Genomic DNA, 23,975 nt, shown 5'->3' with positions numbered 1-23,975 from the left:
CTTCACCAATTGATTATCCACGGTGTCCAGGCTCTCGCTGGTCTCCGTCAGAAACTCCCGCAACAGATCATCCATGAGCTACGCCTTACTGAGCTTGACCTCGACGCCTGCGCCGCCCCTGGAGTCGGCGGAAGTCCGCTCCTAAATCGTTAGACAACCCATTTCACGGTCCCGTTAATTTCATCCTCCGTGCTAATACGGATATTGAAGCGAAGTTTGCCATTCGACTGCATCCGGCTGCGGTTTTCGGCAAATCCCGCGCGCGGCTTCAGCGCGGAGATGCGGTGGTAAACGCGGGGATAACAGCATCAGGGCAAGGACAAGAAAATCCCGCTGGTGTCGCGAGATATGCACGGACGGCTCTGATGTATCGAGTCACGCGCGACCGGCATCGCATGTGCGGCCTTCAGTCGATCTATCGATGAATCCGCAAGGCCCGCACTGGCGGTAAACGGACTCTTACCGTATGGAGGTCGCGAACGATAACGCGCTAACCCAGCCGCGCAGCGGACGTATGGCACTCGGCGAGACAGTCCCTGATCGCGGCCAGCAACGCATCCGGCGTGAACGGCTTGCGCAGGCAGCGCGCGGCGCCGAGTTCCAGCGCCATCCTCAGGAAGTCGGGCGCAGGCGAATTCAGATCCGCGAAGGCATAGCCGGACATCGCAATCAGCGGAACGGAGGGTGCCCGGTCGTGAAAGACCCGGATCGACTCGAAGCCGCGCATATGCGGCATGAAGATGTCGATGATCATCAGGTCGAACTGTTCGTTCTCGAACGCGCGGAGGCCCGCTTCTCCGCCGCCTGCGATCGTCACCCGAAAATTGTTTCGCTGGAGATACATCTCGATGGCCATGCACACCATCGGGTCGTCATCGACAACGAGAATGTGGCGCGGACCTTCTGTCCTCTGAACTTCCAGCTTCGGCGATTCAAGAGTTGAACCGTTGCGCACGCCTTTCTCCTCTCGCTTGGATTGGAATCATGATGACCGCGCGCGTGGTCGACGACCGCAGAAAACGGGCTGGATGGCCACAAGCTCTGCAATCAAGCCGCGCAGCGGCGCGAAGCAATCACTGAGAGCCGACAAGAACTGTTGGACAAGCAAGGGGGCGCGAATTGGCGGACGTCCGCTCGAAGGTGGGACGTGATGTCCGACGTCGATTGCCAATTTCCGGCTCATGCAAGCCCCCTTGCCGCTGGTTCCCAAGCTGCGACGCTGGACTGGCTCGCCGGGGCGCGGGCACGAATCAACATGCAATTCTAGTTTCCGCCGCAAATGCGGCAAGCTGTCTGCCCCCCAACGGGTATATGGACAGCGACACAACCATTACAATACATTTATATCGCCGCGCAACTGGGCGGGAGGTCAACACCGATGCCCCCAGGAGCCGGCTCTGGAGTCTCTTTCAAGAAGCGCCGAATTGGTGTCTGCATGACCGCGAGCGGCTTACTGCCCAACCAATGGCTGCAAATGCTCGACGCCGCGGGCTTCGATCTGCTGCGTCCTCACCTCGTCACGATCAATTTGGTCAGCGAGACTGTCTTGGGTGGCAGGCGCGGCACCGCATGTGCGCTTCCGTTTCGAGCACGGGCGCCGGTCGGATGGACGGACGATCGAGGTGGCGATACTCGGTCACGACAGCACGATGCAAGCGCTACAACCATCGCTGCATGCGGGCGTGCACACAACACGGCATTGGGTGATTGCCCGACCATGACCGTGAATACTGAACCAATTGCCAATATATCCCATTGAACACATCATGGAACTTAATTGCACAGAGCACGATGGTTTTCGCTGGCGGGTGATCACCGGCGGAGGTGGCGGGAGGCGGCTTTGGAAACGATGGTGCGCCCATCCAACGGTTTCCTGTCGGCGCTGTCGGCAGACGATTATGAATTGATCCGTGCACATCTGCGAACGGTCGATCTGCCGCACGATGCGGTACTGGTCGAGACCGGTGAGATACTCAAGCGGGCCTACTTCCCCCACCGCGGCGTGATCTCGCTGGTCGTGAAGCTGGCCAAGGGCGAGCATGTCCAGGTCGCCATGGTCGGCCGCGATAGCCTGCTCGGCACGCTCTCGACCATGGGCGATACCTGCGCACTGAACACGGCGGTCGTGCTGGTGCCCGGCGTCGCATCGGTGATGGACATCGACCGGCTGCGCCTCGCGGCAGAACAGAGCTTATCTTTGCGGACGTTGCTGACGCGACACGGGCTTGCGGTCTACGCGCAGGTGCAGCAGACCGCAGGCTGCAACGCTGCCCATCCGGTGGAATCGCGATTGTCGCGCTGCCTGCTGCACACGCATGATCTGTCGGGCGACTACCGGCTGCTGCTGACGCAGGAGGCCATGGCGCAGATGATCGGGGCACGACGCAACAGCGTGTCGCTGGTCGCCAACACCTTGCAGCAGGCCAATTTCATCCACTACAGCCGCGGACACATCCAGATCCTCAATCTGGACGGACTGCGCCAGACGGCCTGCGAATGCTACGCCACGGTCAAGGCCCAATATGATCGGCTGCTCGGGGCCTGATGCCATGCAAGGAGCGGCGCATGGTAAAGCATGTGCTTCTCCCCGCCCGCAAACACCGCATATATCTCAACCAGAACGGCAATCGGAATGGCATAGGCATCCCGGACGCCTCGCATCGCGATGCACATCAATGGGATCGGGACAGCCATGTTCGACGCCGCTTTCGCGCCCGCACCGGGCGCGCCCGACACCGCGCCACTGCGCGAGCTTGAGCCACTGCGCGAGCCTGGCGCGTTCGCCGCGCTGGTGCGCGAGATCGGCGAGGACGGCGCCTGCGAGGTGCGGGCGGTGTTCTGGAGCGAGACCAGCGCACGGCTCAATCTGTTTCGCACGCTCGCGCTCGGTCAGCACCGGGCCAGGATCGCGCGCGAGGCGCATTCGCTGAAGAGCACGGCCAGCACGTTCGGCTATCTCCGGCTCTCGACGCTGGCACTGCGGCTGGAAAGCACGGCCGAGACGATCGGGGAGGCCGAGTTTGGCGATTTGCTGGCGCAGATGGATGCGGCTTTCACGGCCGCGCGGGAGCAGGAACCGCAGGATTGACCATTCCCGCCCGAATGCCCGCCGTACTTATACGGTTTGCGATTTTCACAGATGACTAATCATAGGTGGCGATAGTCGCCGGAAACCAGGAGGGTTTCCATGTTCACCTATGAGACTGCGGACCAGAAAGAGGTCCGCCGCTTCCGCATCGCACAGTTCAACGGCCGCATGGCCACGGTGAAGGCGGGCGAGTCCACGGTGACGGGTTTCGTCCGCTCGGTGCTGGAACAGGAATCGACCATCCCGCCGCGCTGGGTCATCACCATCATCCCGAACGCGCCGAAGGAAGACCCGAAGGTGCTGCGACCGACTTCGCGCGTGCGTCCCTTTGCCGAAGACTATTTCTAAGCGCGACGCGCCGCCCCGACGGACGACAAAATCAATCGATCGAATGCAGCAGCGCCGCACGGACGAGGTCCGCGGTGTTGCGCGCGCCGAGCTTGCGCATCGCTTCGGCCCGATGGCTCTCGAATGTGCGCGGACTGATCTGCATTCGCAGCGCCCCCTGCTTGTTCGAAAAACCCTCGCTGATCAGCCGCAGCACTTCACGCTCGCGCTTGGTCAGCCTTTTGCCGGACAGGCTCGAGAGCTCGGAGTTCGCTTCGCGTGGCGCCGGGAGCCCACGGCCAGCCTTCAACTCGACATCCTCGGTCGCAGACGGCGCGGGCAAGCCGCCCTTGTGCGGACCGGCGAGCTGCTTGACCAGGCCGCAGACGCGCTCGGTCTGCACCAGCGCGTTCTCCACCACCTGCTGCAAATAGGCGCGGTCGCCCGAAACCGGCGCGAGCTGATCGCTGTGGTGCTTGATCTCGCCCATGTAGAGCAGGAGTGCGGTGAGAGGGCCGTTGAGTTCGCGGGCGATCGCAGCGGCCATCTCGTCGCCGGCCTTGGCGCGAGCGGCACTGAGCCGGGCGAAATCAAGCTCTTCAGGCGCGGAAGTGCTGCTGCTTTCGAACCATTCCGACGGCCGCGAATCGGTGACCGTATCGTTGTGTGACCCCATGTGACCCATGTACCGGAACCTGGGGCGTTCTGTGGTTAACTTTTTGCTCCGTAAGACTACGGTGAACTAGGCAGTTTTGTGCTGGAATACCGGCATGGGCACAATTTATGCCTGCGCTTGGCCGCCCCGTCTCGCGCTAGGGTTGATGAACCCGCCCAAATTCTAGGCAGGCATTCCACCCCCTTCTTAACGTTTGCTGTCGCGCCGATCACGGCACCCCCCGGATTTTACGGATTAATTAACGCCAGCTTGCTTCTCTACGTCACAATTGAGAGCGCGCAAATGCCTTCATGCGTTGGGCCTGTGGGCCTGCTGGAATCGTTGGGAGAGATTGCGTGCCATGGACGAAATCGACGAGCTATCGGAGTTCCTGCAGAAGCTGACGCCGTTGTCGCGCAGCTGCCTGCTCAGTGAACTCGAGCGGCTCGAATCGTGCGGCATCGACATGCCGGGCGCGACGGAAATCCAGGCCAAGCTGCGCGCCGAATTCCGCAAGGACGGATCGACCCAGGCGCGCGCCACCAACCCGTCGCGCTATTTCTTCGCGCCGCTCGAGCTGCTGCTGATCGACGGCGCGCCCGAGCACGCCAATATGGGGCGGATCTCGCGCAACACGCTCACCCCGATCTGGGAGTGGATCTGCCGCGATCTGCTGCCGACCATGGCGCGCGACTACGTCAAGGCGATCAACGACCAGGTCACTGCCAACAATCCCAAGGAAGTGCTGAAGATCGCGACGACCTTTCAGGGCAAGGTCGTCAAGGTGCTCGAGAACACGCTCGCTTCAGCGGAGAGCACCGAGTTCGCACGCGGCAAGCTCGCGCAATACACGGCCTCGCGTACCGCCTTCGACGACGTGAAGAAGATGCTGCAGGTGCTGCGCGCCGGCAACGCGCTGCCGAAATTCAATGAGAAACTGCCCGAGACCATCACGAAGTTCGACGACGGCCAGGTCGCGCAGATCACCGCGCAGCTCGACGCCTTCAAGAAGGCCAATCCCGATGCGCTGCCCTTTGCGCTTGCGCTGGTGGCGAGGCGCCTGAAGACGTTCTGGCGGCTCGTGTACCTTGCGACCAAGGCGGCCGCGAGCAAGAGCGCTGCCGAGGTTGCAACGGCGCCCTATGCCTGCGTCGTTCCCATGGTGCTCGACCGGCTCGACGACAAGCGCCTCGCCCTGCGGATCGCACTCCGCAACAACCGGTTCCTCGTCGCGCGCGACCTGCTCACCGAAATTTACGACACCGAACATTCGCTCAAGGTCCGCATCGACGGCATCGAGCAGAGCGAATGGGGCGTGCGGCTTCAGCAGTTGATGGACGCGATCGCCGCGCTGGTGTCGGCCGAGGTCAGCCGCTTCCCCGCCAATGTCGGTCATATCCTTGGGTCGCGCCGGCTGCGCAGTCAGGACACGCTGGGCGGCAGGCTGAGCTATCTGGCCTGGAAGGGCCGCGACGTCGTTCAGGACGGCGCAGCGGCGTTCCGCAAATTGATCGGGGTGACTTGATCCGTCTTCGCTCTATTCGGGCGCGTGCGGCAGGCACAGGAAGCGATCGAGAAATCGCCCTGACATCACGTTTCTGAACCACCAATAGATCAACCGCCGAGTCGTCATAGCTGTAATCCTTGACAGCCCACCACCGGCTTCCGGGACCAATAGCGCACCCGCAGCAATCGGCTTGTGAAGTGCTTCACATTTGCCCGCCGCGCAGATGGCCGCGTTGTCGCATAACCGTCACGCGTGATGCCGGAACATGCGCGCATCGCGCGAGAATGAGGTCGCGGACGGAACCTGCCAATTCCCCGATGGATCACGTGCTGCGCGAGGTGGACACCGCGCGTGGTCTCTGCCGCCGAGCTCTATCCAACCTAGACGAAAATGCGGTCGGCATGGCTGAGCACGGCAAGGCCACAGCCAATTGAGACGCCTGTTATTCAATTGGGCGAAGCGCGCGCAGCGTCGTCCAATTACTGGACACGGCCGCGCGCGCTGCCAAACTGAGCGCCGGGAAAATCCTGCATGATTGCCGCACGCGCGTGCGCTGCGCGCCGACAGACGTAAAGACTTCTCGAACGAGGTCCGAACAATTTTAGAAATGATGGGCGCTTTAACGTTACCCAGATAATTCAACGATCGACTCAAGCCCTCCTTATTTGAAGCTGCTCCCGTCGCTAACACCGGTCGCGGAACGGGAGTGGTTTGAGATGAACGATGAAATTGTTGAGTTCGCCGGACGAAGGCCCAAGACCTTCGGACGGCGAAAGGTCACGCCGCGCGCATGCGTCGCCGACGGCAAGCGTCATCTGCGCGCATTCCTCGCCGAAGTGCTGGAGGATTTTGGCTTCGTCACCAGCGAATGCGCCAGCGCCGACGAGCTCAAGACCGTGCTCGCCGGCGAGTTGCCGGATCTGATCCTGTTCGGCGTCGCGGCTGACGGCATCGAGCCCGGTACATTTCTGGAGACGCTGGTGCGCGAGGGCTTCGATGGCAAGGTTCTGACTGTCGGTGCCCGCGAGTCGATCATCGTCAAAGCCGTGCAGCAGGTCGGAGAGGAATATGGCCTCGCCATGCTGCCGCCGCTCACCACGCCCTTCGCCGCGGAGACGCTGCGCGATCGCATCGCGATGCTGTTGCCGGACGAGCCGGCACCGAGCCCGGCCGTGCATGTCGGCGAAGCCCTTCATGCGGGCTGGCTCGAACTCTGGTACCAGCCCAAGATCGACGCGCGCACGCTGATCCGCTGCGGCGCCGAGGCCCTGGTGCGGATGCGCCATCCGACCTGGGGCGTGGTGCCGCCGGCCTATTTCATCCCGGAAGAGCACGATCCGCATCTGCGCGATCTCTCGGAGTTCGTGATCGAACGGGCGGTGCAGGACTGGCACTATCTGCTCGAGAGGCAGAGCCCGGTCGATCTCTCGATCCACCTGCCGGCATCGTACCTTAGAGAGCCGCAGGCCGTGCGCGATCTCTGCCGCCGGATGCCGACGCATCCGGCCTTCGGCGGATTGACGATCGAAATCACCAGCGAGGAGGCGATCCGAGATCTCGATCTCCTGACTGAAATCTCGCGGGAGATGCGCCTGCACAATATCGGCCTGTCGATCGACAATCTCGGCGCCAACTGGCCGTCGCTGATGGATCTCGACAAGATCCCCTTCATCAAGCTGAAAGCCGACCGCCACTTCGTGACCGGCAGCGCCAATGACCGGCTCAAGCGCACGGTGTGCCGCCACATCGTCGAGCTGGCACAGGGTTATGGCGCACGCGCGGCCGCCGAGGGCATCGAGAGCCGCGCCGACCTCGTCGTGGCGAACGAGCTCGGCTTCGATCTCGTGCAGGGCTTCCTGTTCGGCAAGCCGATGCCATTGAAGAAATTCGCGCGGAGCACATTGACGCGGACGGTGATGGATCCGGCGTGAGGCTATCACCACAGCCAAATCGCCGCGAGCCGACGACGAACGCGGTCGCGGCGATCAAAGGACAGTTCGCCTAGCGACAGACCCAGGCGCCATTGACCAGCACGCGGACACAAGCTGGCGCCACGACAGCTGCTCCGACGGCCGCGGCTCCCACCGCTGCTCCACCGACGACGGCGCGGCGCGTCGTTCGACGCGCGACACCGGCGACGCTCACAGGGGTCGCCGGTCGTCCTACGCGGGCCTCGGCGCTCTGGATCGAGAATGAAAGGCCGGCCTCTTCCGACCACTGAACCGAGCCCACGGCTGCGCAGACGACAACGGCGGCGGCCAACCAGAAATGAGTTCGGTGTCGCATGACGTCCTCCTTCGCTTTCAAGTTTCTGACTGAGCTATTTCGCACTTCGATTCTTGCTCGCGCCCAACGATCAGCTGTTCGCGACCTTCCTGACGACTGGCGGAGACCAGCTTCCGTTGATGATCGACGGCGCTTTCTCGTTCGGCCAATACATCCGCAGCATCAGAACGAACTTGCCGGCGGGCGCGGGCAACCAGTTCGATTCCTTATCCGTTCCGGGTGAGTCTTTCTGGATATAAAGGTCGATCGTTCCGTCCGGATTGGGCTTGAGGCTCTGACGGGCGCTGATCGAATATCGGTTGATCGGATTGGCGACGAAGAAATACTTCTCGTCGTACATCGTCAGCGACCAGAATCCGCCGACGGGAGGAAGCTGCCCCTTCGGGAAGCGCATCACGTATTTGTTGCTGCCGACGTAATCCTTGCCATCGTTGTCCTTCTGCGATGTCGGATAGCAGGCATCCTGGATACGATTGGCGCCGAGCCCGATGGCCGTGATCAGGGCACGATTGAGGTAGTCGGTGCCGTAGACGCCGGTCTGCGAGTCGAATGCCCAGCCGTTGACGTTCCTGATCGCCTTGTTGACCTTGAACTGGATCATGATGCGGTCGAACGCGACTTGCGGAATGCGCTTCGCGAATACAGCGTCGAGCTTGCTGGCATCGAAATCCTTGCCCGGAACCAGGCCGATCTTTGCGAATTTGGCGAGCTCGGCTGCGTCGGCGGCCGCCGGCGGGTTCCGCTTCATGAGTTGGGCCAGAAGGCTGAAATAGGCGGCGGCGTCCATGCGGTTGACCTGATCGCGCACCGCTGTCTTCATGTCGATCGACGGATCGACCTTGCCCGGTGGAGGCGTATACGCTTTCCCGTATGCGCTCAGGGGGACGAGCTTGAATTCATCCTGGGCCGCGTGGACCGCCGCATAGTCCTCTTGTGTGCCGGTGCAGTAGATGCGACCCAGGATCCATACGATGCTGGTAGACGACTTGTATTCCTTGACGCCGGCAGGGAGCGTACCTTTCCAGCCCGGCCCGGTGATCGCATAGGTCTGTGCCTTCGTACCTGTCGTACGTTTGCCCGGCACCTGGAATACGTTCGTCCAGCCATCGAGCATTGGGAACAGGAAATAGCGGTCTTTCATGTCGGGGATGCTGAGGACCCACGGCTCGTCGCCGACGTCGATCCACGCCGTGGTGTAGAGCGTGTCGGCATTGGGCGCCGTCACATCCTTGAAGTTTGCATCCGGATAGGTTCGCAGCTTGACGAACTGTCCCATCGGCCCACGCGTACCCTCGACGGAGGCCATGTTGGTCACGACCCGTCGCGTTATCTCCATCGTCACGAGTGGATAGCCGAAGACGTAGGCATCGGTGGCGAGCCAGAAATCCTCGCCGCCTTCGATCGCGCTCAACAAAGGACCGTCATGATCTGCTCGGCCGGCCGAGAGCATAAGTGCCGAGATCGCGCTTCCCAAACCGGCGGATAAAAGATTTCGGCGAGTAATGTTCATGACGCGACTCCCAAATCTACTCTGGATCTCGTGAGATCAAATTGACGATGGACACTCCGGTGAGGATCGGCGGGCTTCTGTCAGTCGAGCGAGGATGCCGTTCACCGCCCCAACAACAAACCCTGCAGGGATACGGGCAACGCACTGCTAGGTCATGGCGATAGGCACGCGATGCATCAAGGAGACAACTCGCCGCATCCAATGAGACACTGCATTGATCTAGATCAACATCGAGGACCGCGTGTGCCAGGCCAGGAATCGCTCTGCGTCGAGCTCACGCATACCGCCGCGCGAAGAAGACGCAGACGACCACCAGCGCGGTCGCGGCGATCATGCTCCATGCGACCGGCTCGTGCAGTAGGAAACCGGCAAGCGCAAGACCGAAGAATGGCTGCAGCTGCTGCAACTGGCCGACGCGCGCGATGCCGCCGATCGCGAGCCCGCGATACCAGAAGATGAAGCCGACGAACATGCTGAAGACCGAGACATAAGCGAGCCCGATCCAGGCCGGCGCACCAACGCCGCTCCATGTCGACGGCCAGGTGAAGAGCGCTATCGGCAGCATCAGCGGCAGCGCCAGCAGCAGTGCCCAGGAGATCACCTGCCAGCCGCCGATCCGGCGCGAGAGCGCAGCACCTTCGGCATAGCCAAGCCCGCACAGCACGATCGCGGCCACCATCAGCAGATCGCCCGTGAGAGATGCGGAGCCGTCATTGGACAGTGCGAAGCCTCCCACCGTAGCGCTGCCGAGGATCGCGAACAGCCAGAACAGCGGCTGTGGCCGCTCACCGCCGCGCAGCACGGCGAAGATCGCGGTCGACAGCGGCAGCAGGCCAACGAAGACGATCGAATGCGCGGAAGTGATGTGCTGGAGCGCGAGCGCCGTCAGCAGGGGAAAGCCGACCACGACGCCGATGGAGACGATGGTCAGCGAGGCGAGATCTTTCCGCTCCGGCCATGCCTGCCGCAGCAGGCCGAGCACGGCCGCACCGATCAACGCCGCGATGATGGCGCGCGCCGACGTCAGGAACAGTGCGGAGAAGCCGCCGACCGCCACGCGCGTCGCCGGCAACGAGCCGCTGAAGATGATGACGCCGAGAAGCCCGTTGCCCCAGCCGCTGCCCGCAGATTGCATGTCCGTCCCGTTTTTTGAGGCATGATCCTCGGCGATCACCGGTGGCAAGGCCAGTCACAATCCAGTACAATCTAGCAGAACTGTATGGGTGTGGAAGGCAATACACCTTGGATACCGGAGCGCAAACGAAGGGCCGCGGCGGCACGCGGACCATTGACGTGATGGGCGCGATCCGCGCCAAGGTCGTCGGCCGCACGCTCAGCCCCGGCGACCGCCTGCCGTCGATCCGCGGCCTCGCTGCCGCGATGGGTGTTTCGCCGTCCACTGTCGTCGAAGCCTATGATCGCCTGGCCGCTGAAGGCCTGATCCGCGCACGCCGCGGCTCGGGCTTCTACGTGTCGCCAACCGTCGCGCCGCCGCTGGCATTGACCGAGGTCGAGCCGCGCCGCGACCGGGCGGTCGATCCGTTCTGGGTCTCCAGGCAATCGCTCGATACCGACGATGCCGTGCCGAAGCCCGGCTGCGGCTGGCTGCCGCCGGCGTGGATGCCGGAGGCGGCCTTGCGCCGCTCCGCCCGCGCGCTTGGCCGCGCCGAGGCCAGCGTGCTCACCAACTACGGAAGCACGGGTGGGTCTCCGACGCTGCGAAGGCTGCTGCTCGCGCGCCTCGCAGAAGACGGGGTCGAAGCCGCGATCAGCCAGTTGATGCTGACGGGGTCTGGCACGCAGGCGACCGACCTGATCTGCCGCTTCCTGCTCCGTCCCGGCGACACCGTGCTGGTCGACGATCCCTGCTACTTCAATTTCCGTGCGCTGCTGCGCGCGCATCAGGCCAGGATCGTCAGCGTGCCCTACACGCCGTCGGGCCCTGACATCGTACGCTTCGAGCAGATCATCAGCAGTGATCGGCCACGGCTCTACATCACCAATTCAGCGCTGCACAATCCGACCGGCGCGACGCTCTCGCTTCAGACCGCGCACAAGCTTTTGACTGTGGCGGCGGCGCACGACCTCACCATCATCGAGGACGATATCTTTGGCGACTTCGAGCCGGAACGCTCGCCGCGTCTTGCCGCGCTCGATGGCTTGAATCGCGTGATCCGTATCGGCAGCTTTTCCAAGACGCTGTCGGCCTCGGTGCGCTGCGGCTATATCGCCGCGAGGGCCGACTGGGTCGAGCATCTCGTCGATCTCCAGGTCGCAACCAGCTTTGGCGGGCCGAGCCCGGTCGCGACCGAGATCATCGCAAAGGTCCTGGCCGGCGGCAGCTATCGCAAGCACATCGACGATCTCCGGCAAAAGCTCACGCGGACGCGTCGCGACGTCGCGCGAAAACTTCAGTCGCTCGGCATCGAGCCCTGGCTGATGCCGCGCGGCGGCTTCTTCCTCTGGTGCCGCCTCGCCGATGGACAGGATGCCACCGCTGTTGCGCGCGCCGCGCTCGAAGAGGACGTGGTGCTGGCACCGGGCAACGTGTTCAGCGTGTCGCAGACCGCGCAGAACTTCCTGCGGTTCAACGTGGCGCACATGAGCGACCCGCGCGTGTGGGATGTGCTGCGGCGGGCGTTGAAGGCGCGGCCGAACCGCTAATACCAAGGCTCCTCATAGACCGGCTCGCCGTCGAGCAGGAGGCGCTTGATCGCGGCACGGCCCGAGGGCAGCACGGCGGCGACGACGCGGAGCTTCTGCTGGTTGCGGGCCTGCTCGAGCTTCCTGCCCTCGCCTTCCGGCACGAAATAGCTTTCCAGACCGTATCTGATCGTCAACTTGTCGCAAAAAGTGCGGCTGGTCGAACCGCAGGAATAGGCGACGCGGCCGCGGATCAGCACTTCGGACGCCGCGACCGACACAGGCGCGGCGTGCACCGAGACGGGCTGATAGAGACCGTCGGCATTAGGCGCGAGCTTGACGAACACGGAAGGATTGCGCTCGACCATCGGCTGGCCGGCGAGTGCGCCTGCCGGCAGTTGCGTGATGTCGTAGCCGAGCACGACATAATCGCCGCGCAGGAGATCGCGGGGATCGACCGGCCGGGTCTGCAAGATCACCTCACGGCCTTCGCGCAGGATCTGCACGCGGTCGACGACCATCAGCATCAGCAACGCGCATTGCAGCAGAATGGCGGCACCGAACAGCACGGCTTTCGGGATGCGCTGCCAAAAGTTTGTCATTGCCTCGATCATCGCTCAGCCCTCGGCAGCATGCGATTGAGCGCTGACGCAAACACGACCGCGATGATCCCGGCCACTGCCAGGAAGGCCGAACGGCGCAGCAGCGAGCCCTTCACCGCCCAGGTGATCCCTGAGATAACGCCGGCAATGCCGAGCCAGCCGGCGACGACGCGCGGACGCACATCGTCGAGCACGCCGGAGACGACGAGGCACAGCATGGCGCAAAGCAGCGCAGCATAGGCGAACCAGGGTTCGCCGGCGGCCGACGCCGGCCAGAGCGGCGCCGCGACCAGCACGAGGCCGATGGCGCCCGCTGCAAGGATTTCGCCGGCGCGGCTCGTGAGGCCGGCGGACGCGAGCGCGAGAATCACGCCCGTGGCGCCGCACGCGATCGCCCACGACGGCTGGGCCTCGATCGTGGCTGTGCGAAGACGGAAGAGATCGTCGACTGTCGTCACCTCCAGGAACGCGACGACGGCGAGCGCGAATGCGCCGTAGACCGACAGAACAGATCCAAGCCGGTGCGCCCGCGGCGATGGCGCGGCGGCGATGGCGAGCCCGGCGCCGAACAGCAGGGCCGCACCATTCGCGAGCACGAAGGACGGCTGGGCGCCGTCGAAGTCGAAGCGGAGCGACGTCGCGATCCACCAAGGAATGACTGAGACCGCGACGAGATGGGCAGCGACGCGGGAATTCCATACCAACGCGACCGCGGCAGCAATGAGCCAGAGCACCACGAACTGAAGATGAAGCGCATCCGGCGCGTCATAAACGCGCATGCAGGTCCAGATGCAGGCTGCCGCGAGCCCGACCGCCAGCGCGCCGCGCGAGCCGGTTAGCAGGGCAGCGGCAAACGAGCCGACCGACCACAGCAGCATGCCGCCGGCAAAATCGTCACCGAGATGGTACATCTGGCCGACAAGCGCGATGCCGGCGCCGAAGAAGATGGCCCCGATGCTGGCACAGAGATCTGCGAGAACAGTGCGGCCCGCCGCGGCGAACCACGCCCCGAGGCCGCCGGCGACGACCATCCCCGCAAGCAGGATCGCGAACCGCAGCAGCCGCGCAATCTCGGTCCAGTGCGCCGCAACGAAGGCAAGAAAGGCAGCTGCGATCAAAAGGCCGCCGACGATGGCGACGACCACGGCAATGTTGATGCCAGGCGAGACCGCCGGCAGCACCTGACGGATGGAGGCGGCGGCCGCCGGCGCAATCACGCCATCGGCCTCCCATTGTGCAAGATCAGCCTCGAGGCGCTGCCGGTAGGTCTTGTCGAACATCGTCGTAAATCACAGGCTCCCTGCCGGCCGCGGGATATTGGTCGGACCGCAGCGGGGACAGGTTCAAGCTATCACCGACGTGGTCCATATCCGCAATTCCTGGACTGTTCTGCCTGGATTCGGACGAGCACGGTCAATAGGCCGGCGCCGATGATAAATCGTCGAGCGGCCATTGCACTCCCCCCGAATTTGCCCACGAACGCCACAGCTTTCGACGCGAAGGCGCCCTCATGTTGCCCCGATCACGAGAACTTTTTGAATCTCAGTATTGTGTTTACTGTACGCACACGGTATGGTTCAGCGTCGCGAGATGCTTTCGCCGGCATCTCCACCAACATTGCTGCGATAAGTTTATTCCCAACTCGGGCGAGAGGCATTCGTAAATCATTCAGCGCGGCCTGCGCCAAGAGGACCGCTGTCCGTACGGACAGCGGAAGGGATTGCGTTCGCCGCCGTCGGTTCAGGGGGTAGCCATGTATATCTCTTCCAGCGAGTCGCCCGCACGTCAACGCGAAGCCGAGCATGCCCGCGACAATCGCGCCGAGATCGTCAAGGCACTCTCGCATGGCCAGATCAGCCGGCGCGACCTTTTCAAATGGGGAATATTCACCGGCACCGGTGCCCTCGTCCTGAAGAATGGCCTGAGCCCGTTCGCGCGCAGCGCCTTTGCGGCGGTGCCGACCGGAACGCCGAGGAGCTACCTCTACAATCAACTCAAATACAGCTGCGCCCTGCCGCGGCTGTCGGTTCAAAAGCCGATCCCGCTGACAAAGGATTCCGCGACGCGCAACGCGGTCTTTCCCGCAAGCTACGGCGAGATGCCGGCCAAGCGCCTGTCCTATCACACGGACTTTTCCGCCGATCCATCGAACAATCTGTATAGAAATCTCGTGTCGGGACGCGGACCGATCGAGGGCCGGCCGCCGGGCGAGATTTTTGCGCATCAGCGGTGGGACGAATTCTTCCCCAAGGTCGGCTATGTCATGTCGGTCGGCCCGGTCGCATCCGGCTGCCGATTCCATCCGGGCTTCATCGACCAGTATCCGAACAGCGTCTGGTGCTACGGCGCCGGAAGATACACCTCGGGATCGATGCCGCCGCCTTTGATCAAGGCGCGCTACGGCGAGCCCATCCTCACCCGCATCTACAACAACCTTCCCCAGTTCAGGAATTCGAACGAGGGTTTCGGCGTCAACGAGACCCAGGTCCATTTCCACAATGCCCATAACGGCGCCGAGAGCGACGGCGCCGCGAACGTGCATCACTTCCCGGGCACGTTCTACGACTATCGCTGGAGCACGACGCTCGCGCGGCGCGACAAGATCAACATGCAGGCGACCGATCCCCGGGCGTCGGGGCCCGACGGCAACGGCGGCCTGGTCAACGTCGCCGGCGATTTCCGCGAACTGCAGGGCACGCTCTGGTTCCACGACCACCGCTTCTTCTTCACTGCCGAGAATGTCTACAAGGGCAATTACGGCATGGTGAACATGTACAGCGGTCCGGATCGCGGCAACGAGGCGCTTGCGGACGGCGTCAATCTGCGCCTGCCGAGCGGCAGCCTGCTCGACTGGGGCAACGTCGATTTCGACGTCAACCTGATCATGTCCGACGCGGCGACGCGAGCCGACGGGCAATTGTTCTTCGACATCTTCAATACCGACGGCTTCCTCGGCGACATCCCGCTGGTCAATTCGGCCTACGCGCCCTATCTCGAGGTCCTGCCACGCAAATATCGCTTCCGGATCCTCAATGCGAGCATGTCACGGTTCTGGAAGCTGGCACTGGCGAATTCGAGCGGATCAGCCGTGCCGTTCCAGTTCATCGCCAATGACGGCAATTTCGTCGTCAATCCGATCACGCTGACGACTCTCGATCACCAGGGCACGGCCGAGCGTTACGACATCGTCGTCGACTTCTCCAGGTTCAGGATCGGAGACAAGGTGACGCTGGTGAATCAACTGCAGATGCGGCCCGATGGACGCGGACCGCAGCGCGACCTCACGCTTGCGCAGGCGCTCGCGGGCGATCCGCTCGACCCGTGCATCGGCGGGGTCATGCAGTTCAACGTCGTCGGTTCGGTGCAGAGCGTGGATATGCCGGGCCATACGTATTCCTCGACGACTCCGGACCGCAGCGTCGTCCCGCTGACATTGACGCAACAGATTCCGGTTGTCGCGCCGGTGCGCACGAGGCTCGTCGAATTCGGGCGCTCCGGAAATGGAGATTCCCGTAACGCGGCCGGGCAATGCACGCCGGACTGTCCGGAGAACGCGACCTTCCCATGGACCATCCGGATCAACGGACAGGAAGCGCATTCAATGAATGCGAACAGGATCTCGCTGCTGATTCCCAAGCCCGGGGAGATCGAGCACTGGACCTACGTCAATGGCGGCGGCGGTTGGGACCACCCGATTCACCTCCACTTCGAGGAAGGCGTGACGATCAACCGTGGCACCGACGCGATTCCTTCCACGGAGAAACTCGTCAGAAAGGACGTCTGGCGGCTCCGGGCGACCGGCCAGCGGCAGGTCACGTTCCAGATCCAATTCGGCGAATTTGGCGGCTCATACGTGAACCATTGCCACAACACCGTGCATGAGGATTTTGCCTTGTTGATGCGAATTCAGCTCCTCACCGGTGTTCCGGGATCACCGCAGACGGCGGTGACGCCGACGCCCAATCCCACGCCTGACGGGGTCGTCTGGACCACGCCGGAAATCCTGCCCGAAGGGGATCCCAGAACCTGACCCCGAACAAGCTGGTTGGAGGATTTCAGATGATTACGCTCTCTGCAGGATTGCTGCGCATCGTAGCCGCCATCTTGATCGTGGCGCCATTCACACTCTCCGCGTCGGGGCAGACAACTTCTCCCCCTCCCGTCGGTGCAAAGAAGCCGACGGTCGCGACGCCGAGGATGATCGAGGAGGCGATACAGCGCTCGCAAGCGCGCACCGTGAAGGAGCGGGATCAACGCGTACCTGAACAGTTCGGCAGCGAGGAACCGTTCACCTACGTCCCGGGAAAGACGAACTGACGGACGGTCAGTTCGCGCCATAGACGGTCAGGAGCCTCAGATGCGATGGTGCCGCGCCTTGATGCCAATATTAGTTGTCGCCGCCGGCACCATGGTTGCCGGACCAGGAAAGACGGACAGCCGTCTGTGGGGCGAAAACTATATTCCCAACACTGTCGTCCGGACGCAGGACGGAAACTCCGTCCGGTTCTATGATGATCTGATCAAGGGCAAGATCGTCATCATCAGTTTCATCTATACGAGCTGCACCGACATCTGCCCCTTGACGACGGCGCGCCTGTCCCAGCTCGAAGACAAGCTCGGCGATGCCGTCGGCCGCGATGTCTTCATGATCTCGATGACGGTCGATCCGAAGCGAGACACGCCGGCGCGGCTGAAGGAATTCTCGTCGGCCTTCCAGACCGGGCCGGGCTGGACCTTCGTCACCGGCGACGCTGACGACATCCGGGCCATCAACTACAAGTTCGGCGATCGGAGCGAGATCCTGAGCGAGCACCGCAATGAGATCGTGCTCGGCAATGACGCCACCGGTGAGTGGCAGCGGGATTCGGCTTTCGGCGACCTCAACCGCCTGGTCATGACCATCCGCGGCATGGACCCGAAATGGCGCGATCAGGTCCGTCCGCCGGCAACCGACGCCGCGACCGCCACAGCCCTTGCCATGAGCAATCAGCCGGGGCAGGCCCTGTTCAAGAAGATCTGCGCCCCGTGCCACACCATCGGTGTCGGAGACCGTGTCGGTCCTGACCTGCGCGGCGTGACGGCGAGACGGGATCGCGCCTGGCTATCCTCGTTCATCCAGGATCCCGCCAAGCTCCGGGCAGCGCACGACCCGGATGCGATGGCACTCGTGGAGCGATTTCCGGCGGTCAGGATGCCGGCAATGGGCGTGGCGCGGCAGGATGCTGCCGATTTGATGGCCTTTATCGATGGCGAGACGGCACGTCTCCGGGAAGCACAGGGTCCGGACATGCCCGTGCGTGGAGACGGCGGACACGCCCATCATCATCATTGAGAGATGGATGCAGAGCAGGAGTAATGCGTCATGAACGAACTCAATGGAAGCGAGTTCACCGCTCAGCCGAACCGCGCCGCCGGCGGCGAGAACGTGATCCCCGATCCCCAGGCACAGCAAGACAAGGCGCTACCGCCGGGCATGGTCGAAAAGGTCCGCGCCCAAGCCGCTTCCCTCCGCAATGCGAGCGTATTCACCCAGGCGATCGGCGTCATGATGCGCTCTCCACATTATCGCAACTACACGATCGGCGATCTCGAATGGCTGCTGATCCCCGCCATAACAAACCGGCAATACCGGCTCGCCGAGGCCAAGTTTGGTGAAGGCAATGATGCGCGAACGTTGCCCGCCGCGATGGTGCTCTGGGCCTTCGTCTCGCCCGAGGTCGACAAACGCCTCACCGAATCGACAGACGCGACCCCGAAGCTGGATCCTTCGGAGTGGACGTCGGGCGAAATCCCCTGGCTGGTGCATGCGGCCGGAGATGCCCGCATCGTCCGCCCGCTGGTGAAACACCTGATGCAGACCACCTTTAGAGATCGCAAAGTCAAGGTGCTCGGCCGCGACGAGAGCAACAACGTCAAGATACACGTTCTTGAAACGGCCGATGACGCGCCGGCAACGGCTTGAGCAACGACTCAAGCAGCGTCCTGCCGACCAGTCCCACATCGCGACGCTTGCATCCCTGAGCGCGGCCGCGCCGCGGCGTCGCGTTGGCGGAAGCGCTGCGAAAGCCTGCGATGGCGCGCGACGCGAGCCGCAATGATTCAGCGTTCACGAAGCGCTTTGGCAATCTGATCGCGAAGCGGCTTGACCAGATAGGACAGCACGGTCCGGCTCCCGGTCTGGATAAAGGCATCGACCGGCATGCCCGGCAGCAGCTTGAGGCCGTCAAGCCGCGCGACCTCGTCGACGGGCGTCGCGATGTGGACGAGATAGTAGGCTGCGCCGCTCTTCTGATCCTGGACGATGTCCCCGGAGATCCGCTTCACGATGCCGTTGATCTCCGGCGTCGTTCGCTGATTGAAGGCGGAGAAGCGCAACACGGCGGCCTGACCGAGCATCAATTGATCGATGTTCTGCGGCGGCAGCTTGACCTCGACGGTGAGATCGTCCGATTCGGGCACGATCAGCATCGCGGGCTCGCTCGCCGTGATCACGCCGCCGACGGTATGGACATTGAGCTGATGTACGATGCCGCTCTGCGGCGCGCGGATGTCGATTCGCATCAGCTGATCCTCGGCCGCAACCTTGCGCTCGAGCAATTCCGCCATCCTGCCCTGGATTTCCCGCAGCTCCTTCGCGACCTCACTGCGCAGATCCTGGTCGATCTGAATGATCTGAAGCGACGTCTCCGCCATCTTGCCATGCGCCTGGGCGGTCGACGCCATCAGCTGGCCGCGCTCGCCGCGGAGGCGGACGGTCTCCCGCTCGAGCTGGGTGAGGCGCATGATCGGAACGAGGTTCTTGGCAAAAAGCATGCGGACGCCCTCGAGCTCGCGCAGGATCAGCTCGGTTTCGCCGGTCTTTGCTTCCGCCTGCTCCATCAATCCCTTGATCTCTTCCTTGAGCTGGCCGATCCGCTCCTGCAACTGGGCCTTCTGGCCGGCGCGCGCCAGTTTGCGAAGCTCGAACAGCTTCTTCTCGCCATTCACGACCTGCCAGATATCCGGGTTCTGCAGCCGGGCGGTCAAACTGGACGGAAAGCGGACGTTCTCCTGGTCATCGCGCTCGGCTTCCAGACGGGCGTGCCGGGCCATCAGCTCGTCGATGCCCTTCACGACGATCGCGAGATTGGCGCGCGTCACCGTCTCGTCGAGACGGATCAGCACGTCGCCGGCGTGGACATGGACACCATCGCGCACACGCAATTCGCCTACCACGCCGCCGGTCGGGTGCTGCACCTTCTTGACATTGGAGTCGACGACCAGGGCGCCGGATGCCACCACCGCGCCGGACAGTTCGGCGTTGGTCACCCAGCCGCCGAAGCCGCCGACGACGAGACAGCCGGCGGCCCCCACCATCAGCACGTGACGACGGATCGAGCGTTTCGCGGTCTCTGTCTTTGCGTTCATGACTTCGCCTCGCTATCGGCTGCGAGCTTGACGGGACGCAGATGCGTTTTCGAGCGATCAAGGACCTTTTGAAGAACCTCCTCCTTCGGCCCGAACGCGTGGACGCGGCCGTTTGCCATGGCGAGGATCAGATCGACCCCAAGGAGAGCCGACGGCCGGTGCGCAATCACGATGACGACGGCCCCGCGTGCGCGGGCGGCAAGGATCGCGCGGGTGAGCGCCTCGTCGCCTTCCGCATCGAGATTTGAGTTCGGCTCATCGAGCACGACCAGGAAGGGATCCCGATACAGCGCCCGCGCCAGCGCAATGCGTTGCCTCTGCCCGGCCGAGATCGCGAGACCGCCCTCGCCCACACGGGTTGCGTATCCATCAGGCAGGTGAACGATCAGGTCGTGAACACCGGCCGCCCGCGCAGCGCCAATGACCGCGTCGGACTCCACGTCGGCGCTGAAGCGGCTGATGTTCTCGGAAACAGTGCCGTCGAGCAGCTCGATATCCTGAGGCAGGTAACCGATATGTGGTCCCAGGCTCTCTCCGGGCCATTGTTCGAGTGACGCGCCGTCAAGCCGTACCTTGCCGCGGGCGGGCAGCCACACGCCTGCGATTCCACGTGCCAGGGACGACTTGCCAGAGGCGCTCGGTCCGATGACCCCAAGCGCCTGCCCTGCCACCAGCGTAAAGCTGGCATCCTGAACCACGAGCTTGACCTGCCCCGGCGGAGCGATATTGAGACCTTCAACCGCAAGAGACTTCGCGGGAGGTGGCAGCGCGGTCAGTGCCGGGGCTTGCTGCTCCATCAGCTTGAGCAGCTCGGTCAGCCGCTTCCGGCTTTGGCGTGCCGCCACAAATCCCTTCCAGTTTGCGATCGCGAGCTCAACCGGCGCCAGTGCCCGCGAGACCAGGATCGAGCTGGCAATGATGATACCGCCGGTCGCTTCCTGATTGATGGCGAGATAGGCGCCAACCGCCAGCACGGTCGACTGCAACATCATCCGTAGCACGCGCGACGTGGCGCCCAGGCCTCCACTTACGTCCGCGGCGCGCTGCGACGCGCCGCGATAGCTTGCGTTCGCCGCCGCCCAGGCTTCTGCCAGCCGCCCGCGCATGCCCATGGCCTGCAGCACTTCGGCATTGCGCCGCGTCGCCTCGGCAAGTCCATGCCGGCGTGCATTGGCTTCCGCCATGGCCCGGGTCGGCGCCCGGGTGAGCGCCTCCGTCCACAAGGTCAGGCTCACCAGGATCGCGGCACCCGCCATCGCCGTGATGCCGATCCAGGCGTGGAAGACGAAGCAGATCCCAAGGTAGAGCGGCATCCAGGGCAGGTCGAACAGGGCCGTCGGTCCGAGTCCCGAGAGAAAGCTCTGCATCTGATCGAGATCGCGAAGCGGCTGGACACCATCGGCCTTGCCCTGAATCCTAAGCGGCAACTTGGCCAGCGCATCATAAATGCGCCCGTTGAGCCGCTCGTTGAGGAAGCTTCCGATGCGGACAAGGATGCGCCCCCGGCACGCGTCGAGAAAGCCCTGGAACGCGAACAGGCCGATCGCCATCGCACCCAGCGCGAGCAGCGTCGGGACGCTTCGGCTCGGCAGCACACGGTCATAGACCTGGAGCATGAAGAGGGAGCCAGTCAACATCAGCACATTGATGAGTGCAGTGAGCACGCCGATGGCGACGAAGGCGCCCGAACATGCTGACAGCCCGATGGCGATCGGTGACGTTGCCGATCCCTGATGATCCGACGCGCGCACGACCCATGCCCCGCAATGACAGGGAGACGTCCCTGTTTCAGCCCGAAAAGAAAGCGCTAGCTGCAATACGTTCGTTCGAAATCAAGTCAGAACCTGTGGGGTGGCTTTCAGCCTGGGCGAGGCTTCCGCATCGCCCAGGCCCTGTCGATCAGCTCAGTGGAAGCGGAAATCGTCCGCACCCAGATTCGCCGAGGAGAAGTTCGTCAGGATCACGCCGTGCGACGCGTTGACATCGATATGCACGTCGGTCCCGATCTGGTGGGTCGCCGCCTGCACAGCGGCGAAGTTCGCGAAGATGACGGTCGAGAAGTCCAGCGTGTCCTGATCAGTGCCGGCGTCGCCGAACACGGTGATGATGTCGTGACCGAAGCCAATCTCGAACACGAAATTGTCGTTACCAGCACCGCCGTTCATCGTGTCATCCCCGGCGCCGCCGATGATGATGTCGTTTCCGCCGCCGGCCAGGATAGCATCGATGCCCGCACCACCGTTCAGGACGTTGGCGGCCGCGCTTCCGGTGATGGCATCATCGCCGGAGCCGCCGGTCGCGTTCTCGATCGTCGCCAGCGTGTCCTCGATCGCCGCGGCGCCCGAACCACGCCGGGTCGTCCCGGCCGCGAGATCGATCGACATGGCATCGGTCTCGTCGGCGTAGCTTACCGTATCGATGCCCGCTCCGCCCGTCAGCGTGTCGTTGCCGAGACCGCCACTCAGCGTGTCGTCGCCCGCACCGCCGTTGAGGACATCGTTGCCTGCTCCGCCGCTGAGACTGTCGTTGCCTGCACCGCCCGTGATCGCGTTGGCGAGCGCGTTGCCCGTGCCGATAAAGTTGCCGACACCGGTGAACGTGAGGTTCTCGACTTCGGAGCCGAGCCCGTAGCTGTTGAGCGTGGTCTGGACCAGATCGACGCCACCACCGGCGCTCTCGTTGACGACATCAAGGACATCGTCAACCACATAGGTGTCGTTGCCGAGCCCGCCAGTCATGGTGTCGGCGCCGGTTCCGCCGTTCAGCGTATCGTTGCCGGCGTTGCCGATCAGGGTGTCGTTGCCGCCATTGCCGTTGAGCACGTTGTTGCCGGCATTGCCGGTGATGACGTTGGCGAGCTCGTTGCCATTGCCGTTGATGTTGCCTACGCCCGTCAGGGTGAGGTTCTCGACATTGGCGCCCAGCGTGTAGCCGTTGACCGCTGTCTGAACCTCGTCGTTGCCGCCGCCGGCAGCTTCGGTGACCACGTCACCTGCGACGTCGACGATGTAGATATCGTTGCCGCCGCCTCCGATCAGGGTGTCGGCACCGGCGCCACCGTTCAGCGTGTCGTTGCCCGCGCCGCCGGTGATGGTGTTCGCCAGCGTGTTGCCGGTGCCGGTGAAGTTGCCCGAACCGGCGAAGGTCAGGTTCTCGACATTGGCTCCCAGGGAGTAGAGCAGCGCCGTCGCGAGCACCGTGTCGTTGCCGGCCGCCGCCGCCTCGGTGACGACATCGCCGGTCTGGTCGACCTTGTAGATGTCGTCGCCGGCGCCGCCGATCAACGTGTCGGTTCCGAGGCCGCCATCCAGCGTGTCGTTGCCGGCGCCGCCCCTGATCGTATTGGCCAACGCGTTACCGGTTCCGGCAAAATTGCCGGCACCCGTGAATGTCAGGTTATCGACCTCGTTGCCCAGAGTCAGCGCCGCAAGGACCGTCTGGACCAGATCGGTCCCCCCGCCGGCCAGCTCGGTAACGACGTCACCGGCGTCGTCCACGACATAGGTGTCGTTGCCCAAGCCGCCGATCATGGTGTCGGCGCCCGTGCCGCCGTTCAGCGTATCGTTGCCAGCGTTGCCGATCAGCGTGTCGTTGCCAGCATTGCCGCTGAGCACGTTGTTCCCGGCATTGCCGACGATGACGTTGGCGAGCTCGTTGCCGTTGCCGTTGAGGTTCGCGACGCCCGTCAGCGTCAGATTCTCGACATTGGCACCCAGAGTGTAGCCACTGACGGTCGTCTGCACTTCGTCGAGGCCCTCGCCCGCATTCTCCGTCACGATGTCGCCCGCCACGTCCACGACGTAGGTATCGTTTCCGAGTCCGCCGACCATGGTGTCGACGCCCGCGCCGCCATTGAGCGTATCGTTGCCGAGGCCGCCGATCAGCACGTTGGCCGCCGTATTGCCCGTCAGCACGTCGGCAAACGCGCTGCCGGTGAGGTTTTCGATCGT

The 23,975-nt window shown here is 63.4% G+C and carries 20 protein-coding genes; 10 read left to right on the top strand and 10 right to left on the bottom strand.

Annotated features, from left to right (window positions below; all coding sequences use genetic code 11):
* Positions 1-490 precede the first annotated feature (490 nt).
* A complete protein-coding gene (locus JQ631_RS31980) occupies positions 491-922 on the bottom strand; it encodes a response regulator (protein ID WP_283841842.1) in 432 nt (143 codons plus the stop codon).
* 927 nt (positions 923-1,849) lie between these two features.
* Between JQ631_RS31980 and JQ631_RS31975 the strand changes: the two genes are divergently transcribed.
* From JQ631_RS31975 to JQ631_RS31965, 3 genes are all read left to right on the top strand, one after another.
* Positions 1,850-2,545, top strand: a complete 696-nt coding sequence (locus tag JQ631_RS31975) for a Crp/Fnr family transcriptional regulator (RefSeq protein ID WP_212334039.1) — start codon at positions 1,850-1,852, stop codon at positions 2,543-2,545.
* Positions 2,546-2,692: 147 nt separating this feature from the next.
* Complete coding sequence (locus tag JQ631_RS31970; RefSeq protein ID WP_212334036.1) at positions 2,693-3,088, top strand: Hpt domain-containing protein; 396 nt, start codon at positions 2,693-2,695, stop codon at positions 3,086-3,088.
* Between the two features lie 99 nt (positions 3,089-3,187).
* Positions 3,188-3,436, top strand: a complete 249-nt coding sequence (locus JQ631_RS31965; RefSeq protein WP_212334033.1) for a hypothetical protein — start codon at positions 3,188-3,190, stop codon at positions 3,434-3,436.
* A 31-nt stretch (positions 3,437-3,467) separates the two neighbouring features.
* Here the strand turns inward: JQ631_RS31965 and JQ631_RS31960 are convergent, their stop codons facing one another.
* Complete coding sequence (locus JQ631_RS31960) at positions 3,468-4,091, bottom strand: LuxR C-terminal-related transcriptional regulator (RefSeq protein ID WP_212334030.1); 624 nt, start codon at positions 4,089-4,091, stop codon at positions 3,468-3,470.
* Between the two features lie 340 nt (positions 4,092-4,431).
* On the opposite strand from JQ631_RS31960, the gene JQ631_RS31955 reads away from it, so the two are divergent.
* Positions 4,432-5,595: a hypothetical protein gene (locus tag JQ631_RS31955; protein WP_212334027.1), complete on the top strand. Its 1,164-nt coding sequence runs from the start codon at positions 4,432-4,434 to the stop codon at positions 5,593-5,595.
* Positions 5,596-6,293: 698 nt separating this feature from the next.
* On the top strand, positions 6,294-7,508 hold the full coding sequence (locus JQ631_RS31950) for an EAL domain-containing response regulator (RefSeq protein WP_212334024.1): 1,215 nt from the start codon (positions 6,294-6,296) through the stop codon (positions 7,506-7,508).
* 70 nt (positions 7,509-7,578) lie between these two features.
* Here the strand turns inward: JQ631_RS31950 and JQ631_RS31945 are convergent, their stop codons facing one another.
* From JQ631_RS31945 to JQ631_RS31935, 3 genes are all read right to left on the bottom strand, one after another.
* Positions 7,579-7,863 carry a hypothetical protein gene (locus tag JQ631_RS31945; RefSeq protein WP_212334020.1) on the bottom strand — a complete coding sequence of 95 codons (285 nt, stop codon included), beginning with the start codon at positions 7,861-7,863 and terminating at the stop codon, positions 7,579-7,581.
* Between the two features lie 70 nt (positions 7,864-7,933).
* Positions 7,934-9,313, bottom strand: a complete 1,380-nt coding sequence (locus tag JQ631_RS31940) for a DUF1254 domain-containing protein (RefSeq protein WP_433995538.1) — start codon at positions 9,311-9,313, stop codon at positions 7,934-7,936.
* Between the two features lie 334 nt (positions 9,314-9,647).
* Positions 9,648-10,508: a DMT family transporter gene (locus JQ631_RS31935; RefSeq protein WP_212334015.1), complete on the bottom strand. Its 861-nt coding sequence runs from the start codon at positions 10,506-10,508 to the stop codon at positions 9,648-9,650.
* Positions 10,509-10,615: 107 nt separating this feature from the next.
* Between JQ631_RS31935 and JQ631_RS31930 the strand changes: the two genes are divergently transcribed.
* Entirely contained in the window at positions 10,616-12,037 is a 1,422-nt protein-coding gene (locus JQ631_RS31930; RefSeq protein WP_212334012.1) for an aminotransferase-like domain-containing protein, read from the top strand.
* Here the strand turns inward: JQ631_RS31930 and JQ631_RS31925 are convergent.
* Complete coding sequence (locus JQ631_RS31925; RefSeq protein ID WP_433995537.1) at positions 12,034-12,618, bottom strand: GDYXXLXY domain-containing protein; 585 nt, start codon at positions 12,616-12,618, stop codon at positions 12,034-12,036. The two genes, JQ631_RS31930 and JQ631_RS31925, sit on opposite strands and share 4 nt — an antisense overlap.
* An 8-nt stretch (positions 12,619-12,626) precedes the next feature.
* Positions 12,627-13,898, bottom strand: coding sequence for a DUF2157 domain-containing protein (locus JQ631_RS31920; RefSeq protein WP_212334006.1), 1,272 nt, complete (start codon positions 13,896-13,898; stop codon positions 12,627-12,629).
* A gap of 473 nt (positions 13,899-14,371) precedes the next feature.
* Between JQ631_RS31920 and JQ631_RS31915 the strand changes: the two genes are divergently transcribed.
* The 4 genes from JQ631_RS31915 (at position 14,372) to JQ631_RS31900 (ending at position 18,580) form a co-directional block, all read left to right on the top strand.
* The gene (locus tag JQ631_RS31915) at positions 14,372-16,648 is read left to right on the top strand and encodes a multicopper oxidase family protein (RefSeq protein ID WP_212334003.1); all 2,277 of its coding nucleotides are present in this window, start codon (positions 14,372-14,374) and stop codon (positions 16,646-16,648) included.
* A 29-nt stretch (positions 16,649-16,677) separates the two neighbouring features.
* On the top strand, positions 16,678-16,935 hold the full coding sequence (locus JQ631_RS31910; protein WP_212334001.1) for a hypothetical protein: 258 nt from the start codon (positions 16,678-16,680) through the stop codon (positions 16,933-16,935).
* Between the two features lie 61 nt (positions 16,936-16,996).
* Positions 16,997-17,950, top strand: a complete 954-nt coding sequence (locus tag JQ631_RS31905) for an SCO family protein (protein ID WP_212333999.1) — start codon at positions 16,997-16,999, stop codon at positions 17,948-17,950.
* Between the two features lie 30 nt (positions 17,951-17,980).
* A complete protein-coding gene (locus JQ631_RS31900; protein ID WP_212333997.1) occupies positions 17,981-18,580 on the top strand; it encodes a toxin-activating lysine-acyltransferase in 600 nt (199 codons plus the stop codon).
* A 137-nt stretch (positions 18,581-18,717) separates the two neighbouring features.
* Here JQ631_RS31900 and JQ631_RS31895 read toward each other — a convergent pair whose 3' ends face one another.
* From JQ631_RS31895 to JQ631_RS31885, 3 genes are all read right to left on the bottom strand, one after another.
* Complete coding sequence (locus JQ631_RS31895) at positions 18,718-20,025, bottom strand: HlyD family type I secretion periplasmic adaptor subunit (RefSeq protein WP_212333995.1); 1,308 nt, start codon at positions 20,023-20,025, stop codon at positions 18,718-18,720.
* Positions 20,022-21,776 (bottom strand): type I secretion system permease/ATPase, encoded by a 1,755-nt coding sequence (locus JQ631_RS31890; protein WP_212333993.1) that lies wholly within the window; start codon positions 21,774-21,776, stop codon positions 20,022-20,024. The genes JQ631_RS31895 and JQ631_RS31890 overlap by 4 nt, the downstream gene beginning before the upstream one ends.
* Positions 21,777-21,929: 153 nt before the next feature.
* On the bottom strand, positions 21,930-23,975 hold a 2,046-nt coding region (locus JQ631_RS31885), incomplete at its 5' end, for a beta strand repeat-containing protein (RefSeq protein ID WP_283841841.1).

Source organism: Bradyrhizobium manausense (assembly GCF_018131105.1).
GTDB lineage: Bacteria > Pseudomonadota > Alphaproteobacteria > Rhizobiales > Xanthobacteraceae > Bradyrhizobium > Bradyrhizobium manausense_B.
This window is presented reverse-complemented; position numbering and strand designations above follow the sequence as displayed.

Bases quoted from the DNA above. Each gene is read 5' to 3' on its own strand.
- JQ631_RS31975 (WP_212334039.1), top strand. From the start codon at position 1,850: ATGGTGCGCCCATCCAACGGTTTCCTGTCGGCGCTGTCGGCAGACGAT.
- JQ631_RS31970 (WP_212334036.1), top strand. From the start codon at position 2,693: ATGTTCGACGCCGCTTTCGCGCCCGCACCGGGCGCGCCCGACACCGCG.
- JQ631_RS31965 (WP_212334033.1), top strand. From the start codon at position 3,188: ATGTTCACCTATGAGACTGCGGACCAGAAAGAGGTCCGCCGCTTCCGC.
- JQ631_RS31960 (WP_212334030.1), bottom strand. From the start codon at position 4,091: ATGGGGTCACACAACGATACGGTCACCGATTCGCGGCCGTCGGAATGG.
- JQ631_RS31955 (WP_212334027.1), top strand. From the start codon at position 4,432: ATGGACGAAATCGACGAGCTATCGGAGTTCCTGCAGAAGCTGACGCCG.
- JQ631_RS31950 (WP_212334024.1), top strand. From the start codon at position 6,294: ATGAACGATGAAATTGTTGAGTTCGCCGGACGAAGGCCCAAGACCTTC.
- JQ631_RS31945 (WP_212334020.1), bottom strand. From the start codon at position 7,863: ATGCGACACCGAACTCATTTCTGGTTGGCCGCCGCCGTTGTCGTCTGC.
- JQ631_RS31940 (WP_433995538.1), bottom strand. From the start codon at position 9,313: ATGCTCTCGGCCGGCCGAGCAGATCATGACGGTCCTTTGTTGAGCGCG.
- JQ631_RS31935 (WP_212334015.1), bottom strand. From the start codon at position 10,508: ATGCAATCTGCGGGCAGCGGCTGGGGCAACGGGCTTCTCGGCGTCATC.
- JQ631_RS31925 (WP_433995537.1), bottom strand. From the start codon at position 12,618: ATGACAAACTTTTGGCAGCGCATCCCGAAAGCCGTGCTGTTCGGTGCC.
- JQ631_RS31920 (WP_212334006.1), bottom strand. From the start codon at position 13,898: ATGTTCGACAAGACCTACCGGCAGCGCCTCGAGGCTGATCTTGCACAA.
- JQ631_RS31915 (WP_212334003.1), top strand. From the start codon at position 14,372: ATGTATATCTCTTCCAGCGAGTCGCCCGCACGTCAACGCGAAGCCGAG.
- JQ631_RS31910 (WP_212334001.1), top strand. From the start codon at position 16,678: ATGATTACGCTCTCTGCAGGATTGCTGCGCATCGTAGCCGCCATCTTG.
- JQ631_RS31905 (WP_212333999.1), top strand. From the start codon at position 16,997: ATGCCAATATTAGTTGTCGCCGCCGGCACCATGGTTGCCGGACCAGGA.
- JQ631_RS31900 (WP_212333997.1), top strand. From the start codon at position 17,981: ATGAACGAACTCAATGGAAGCGAGTTCACCGCTCAGCCGAACCGCGCC.
- JQ631_RS31895 (WP_212333995.1), bottom strand. From the start codon at position 20,025: ATGAACGCAAAGACAGAGACCGCGAAACGCTCGATCCGTCGTCACGTG.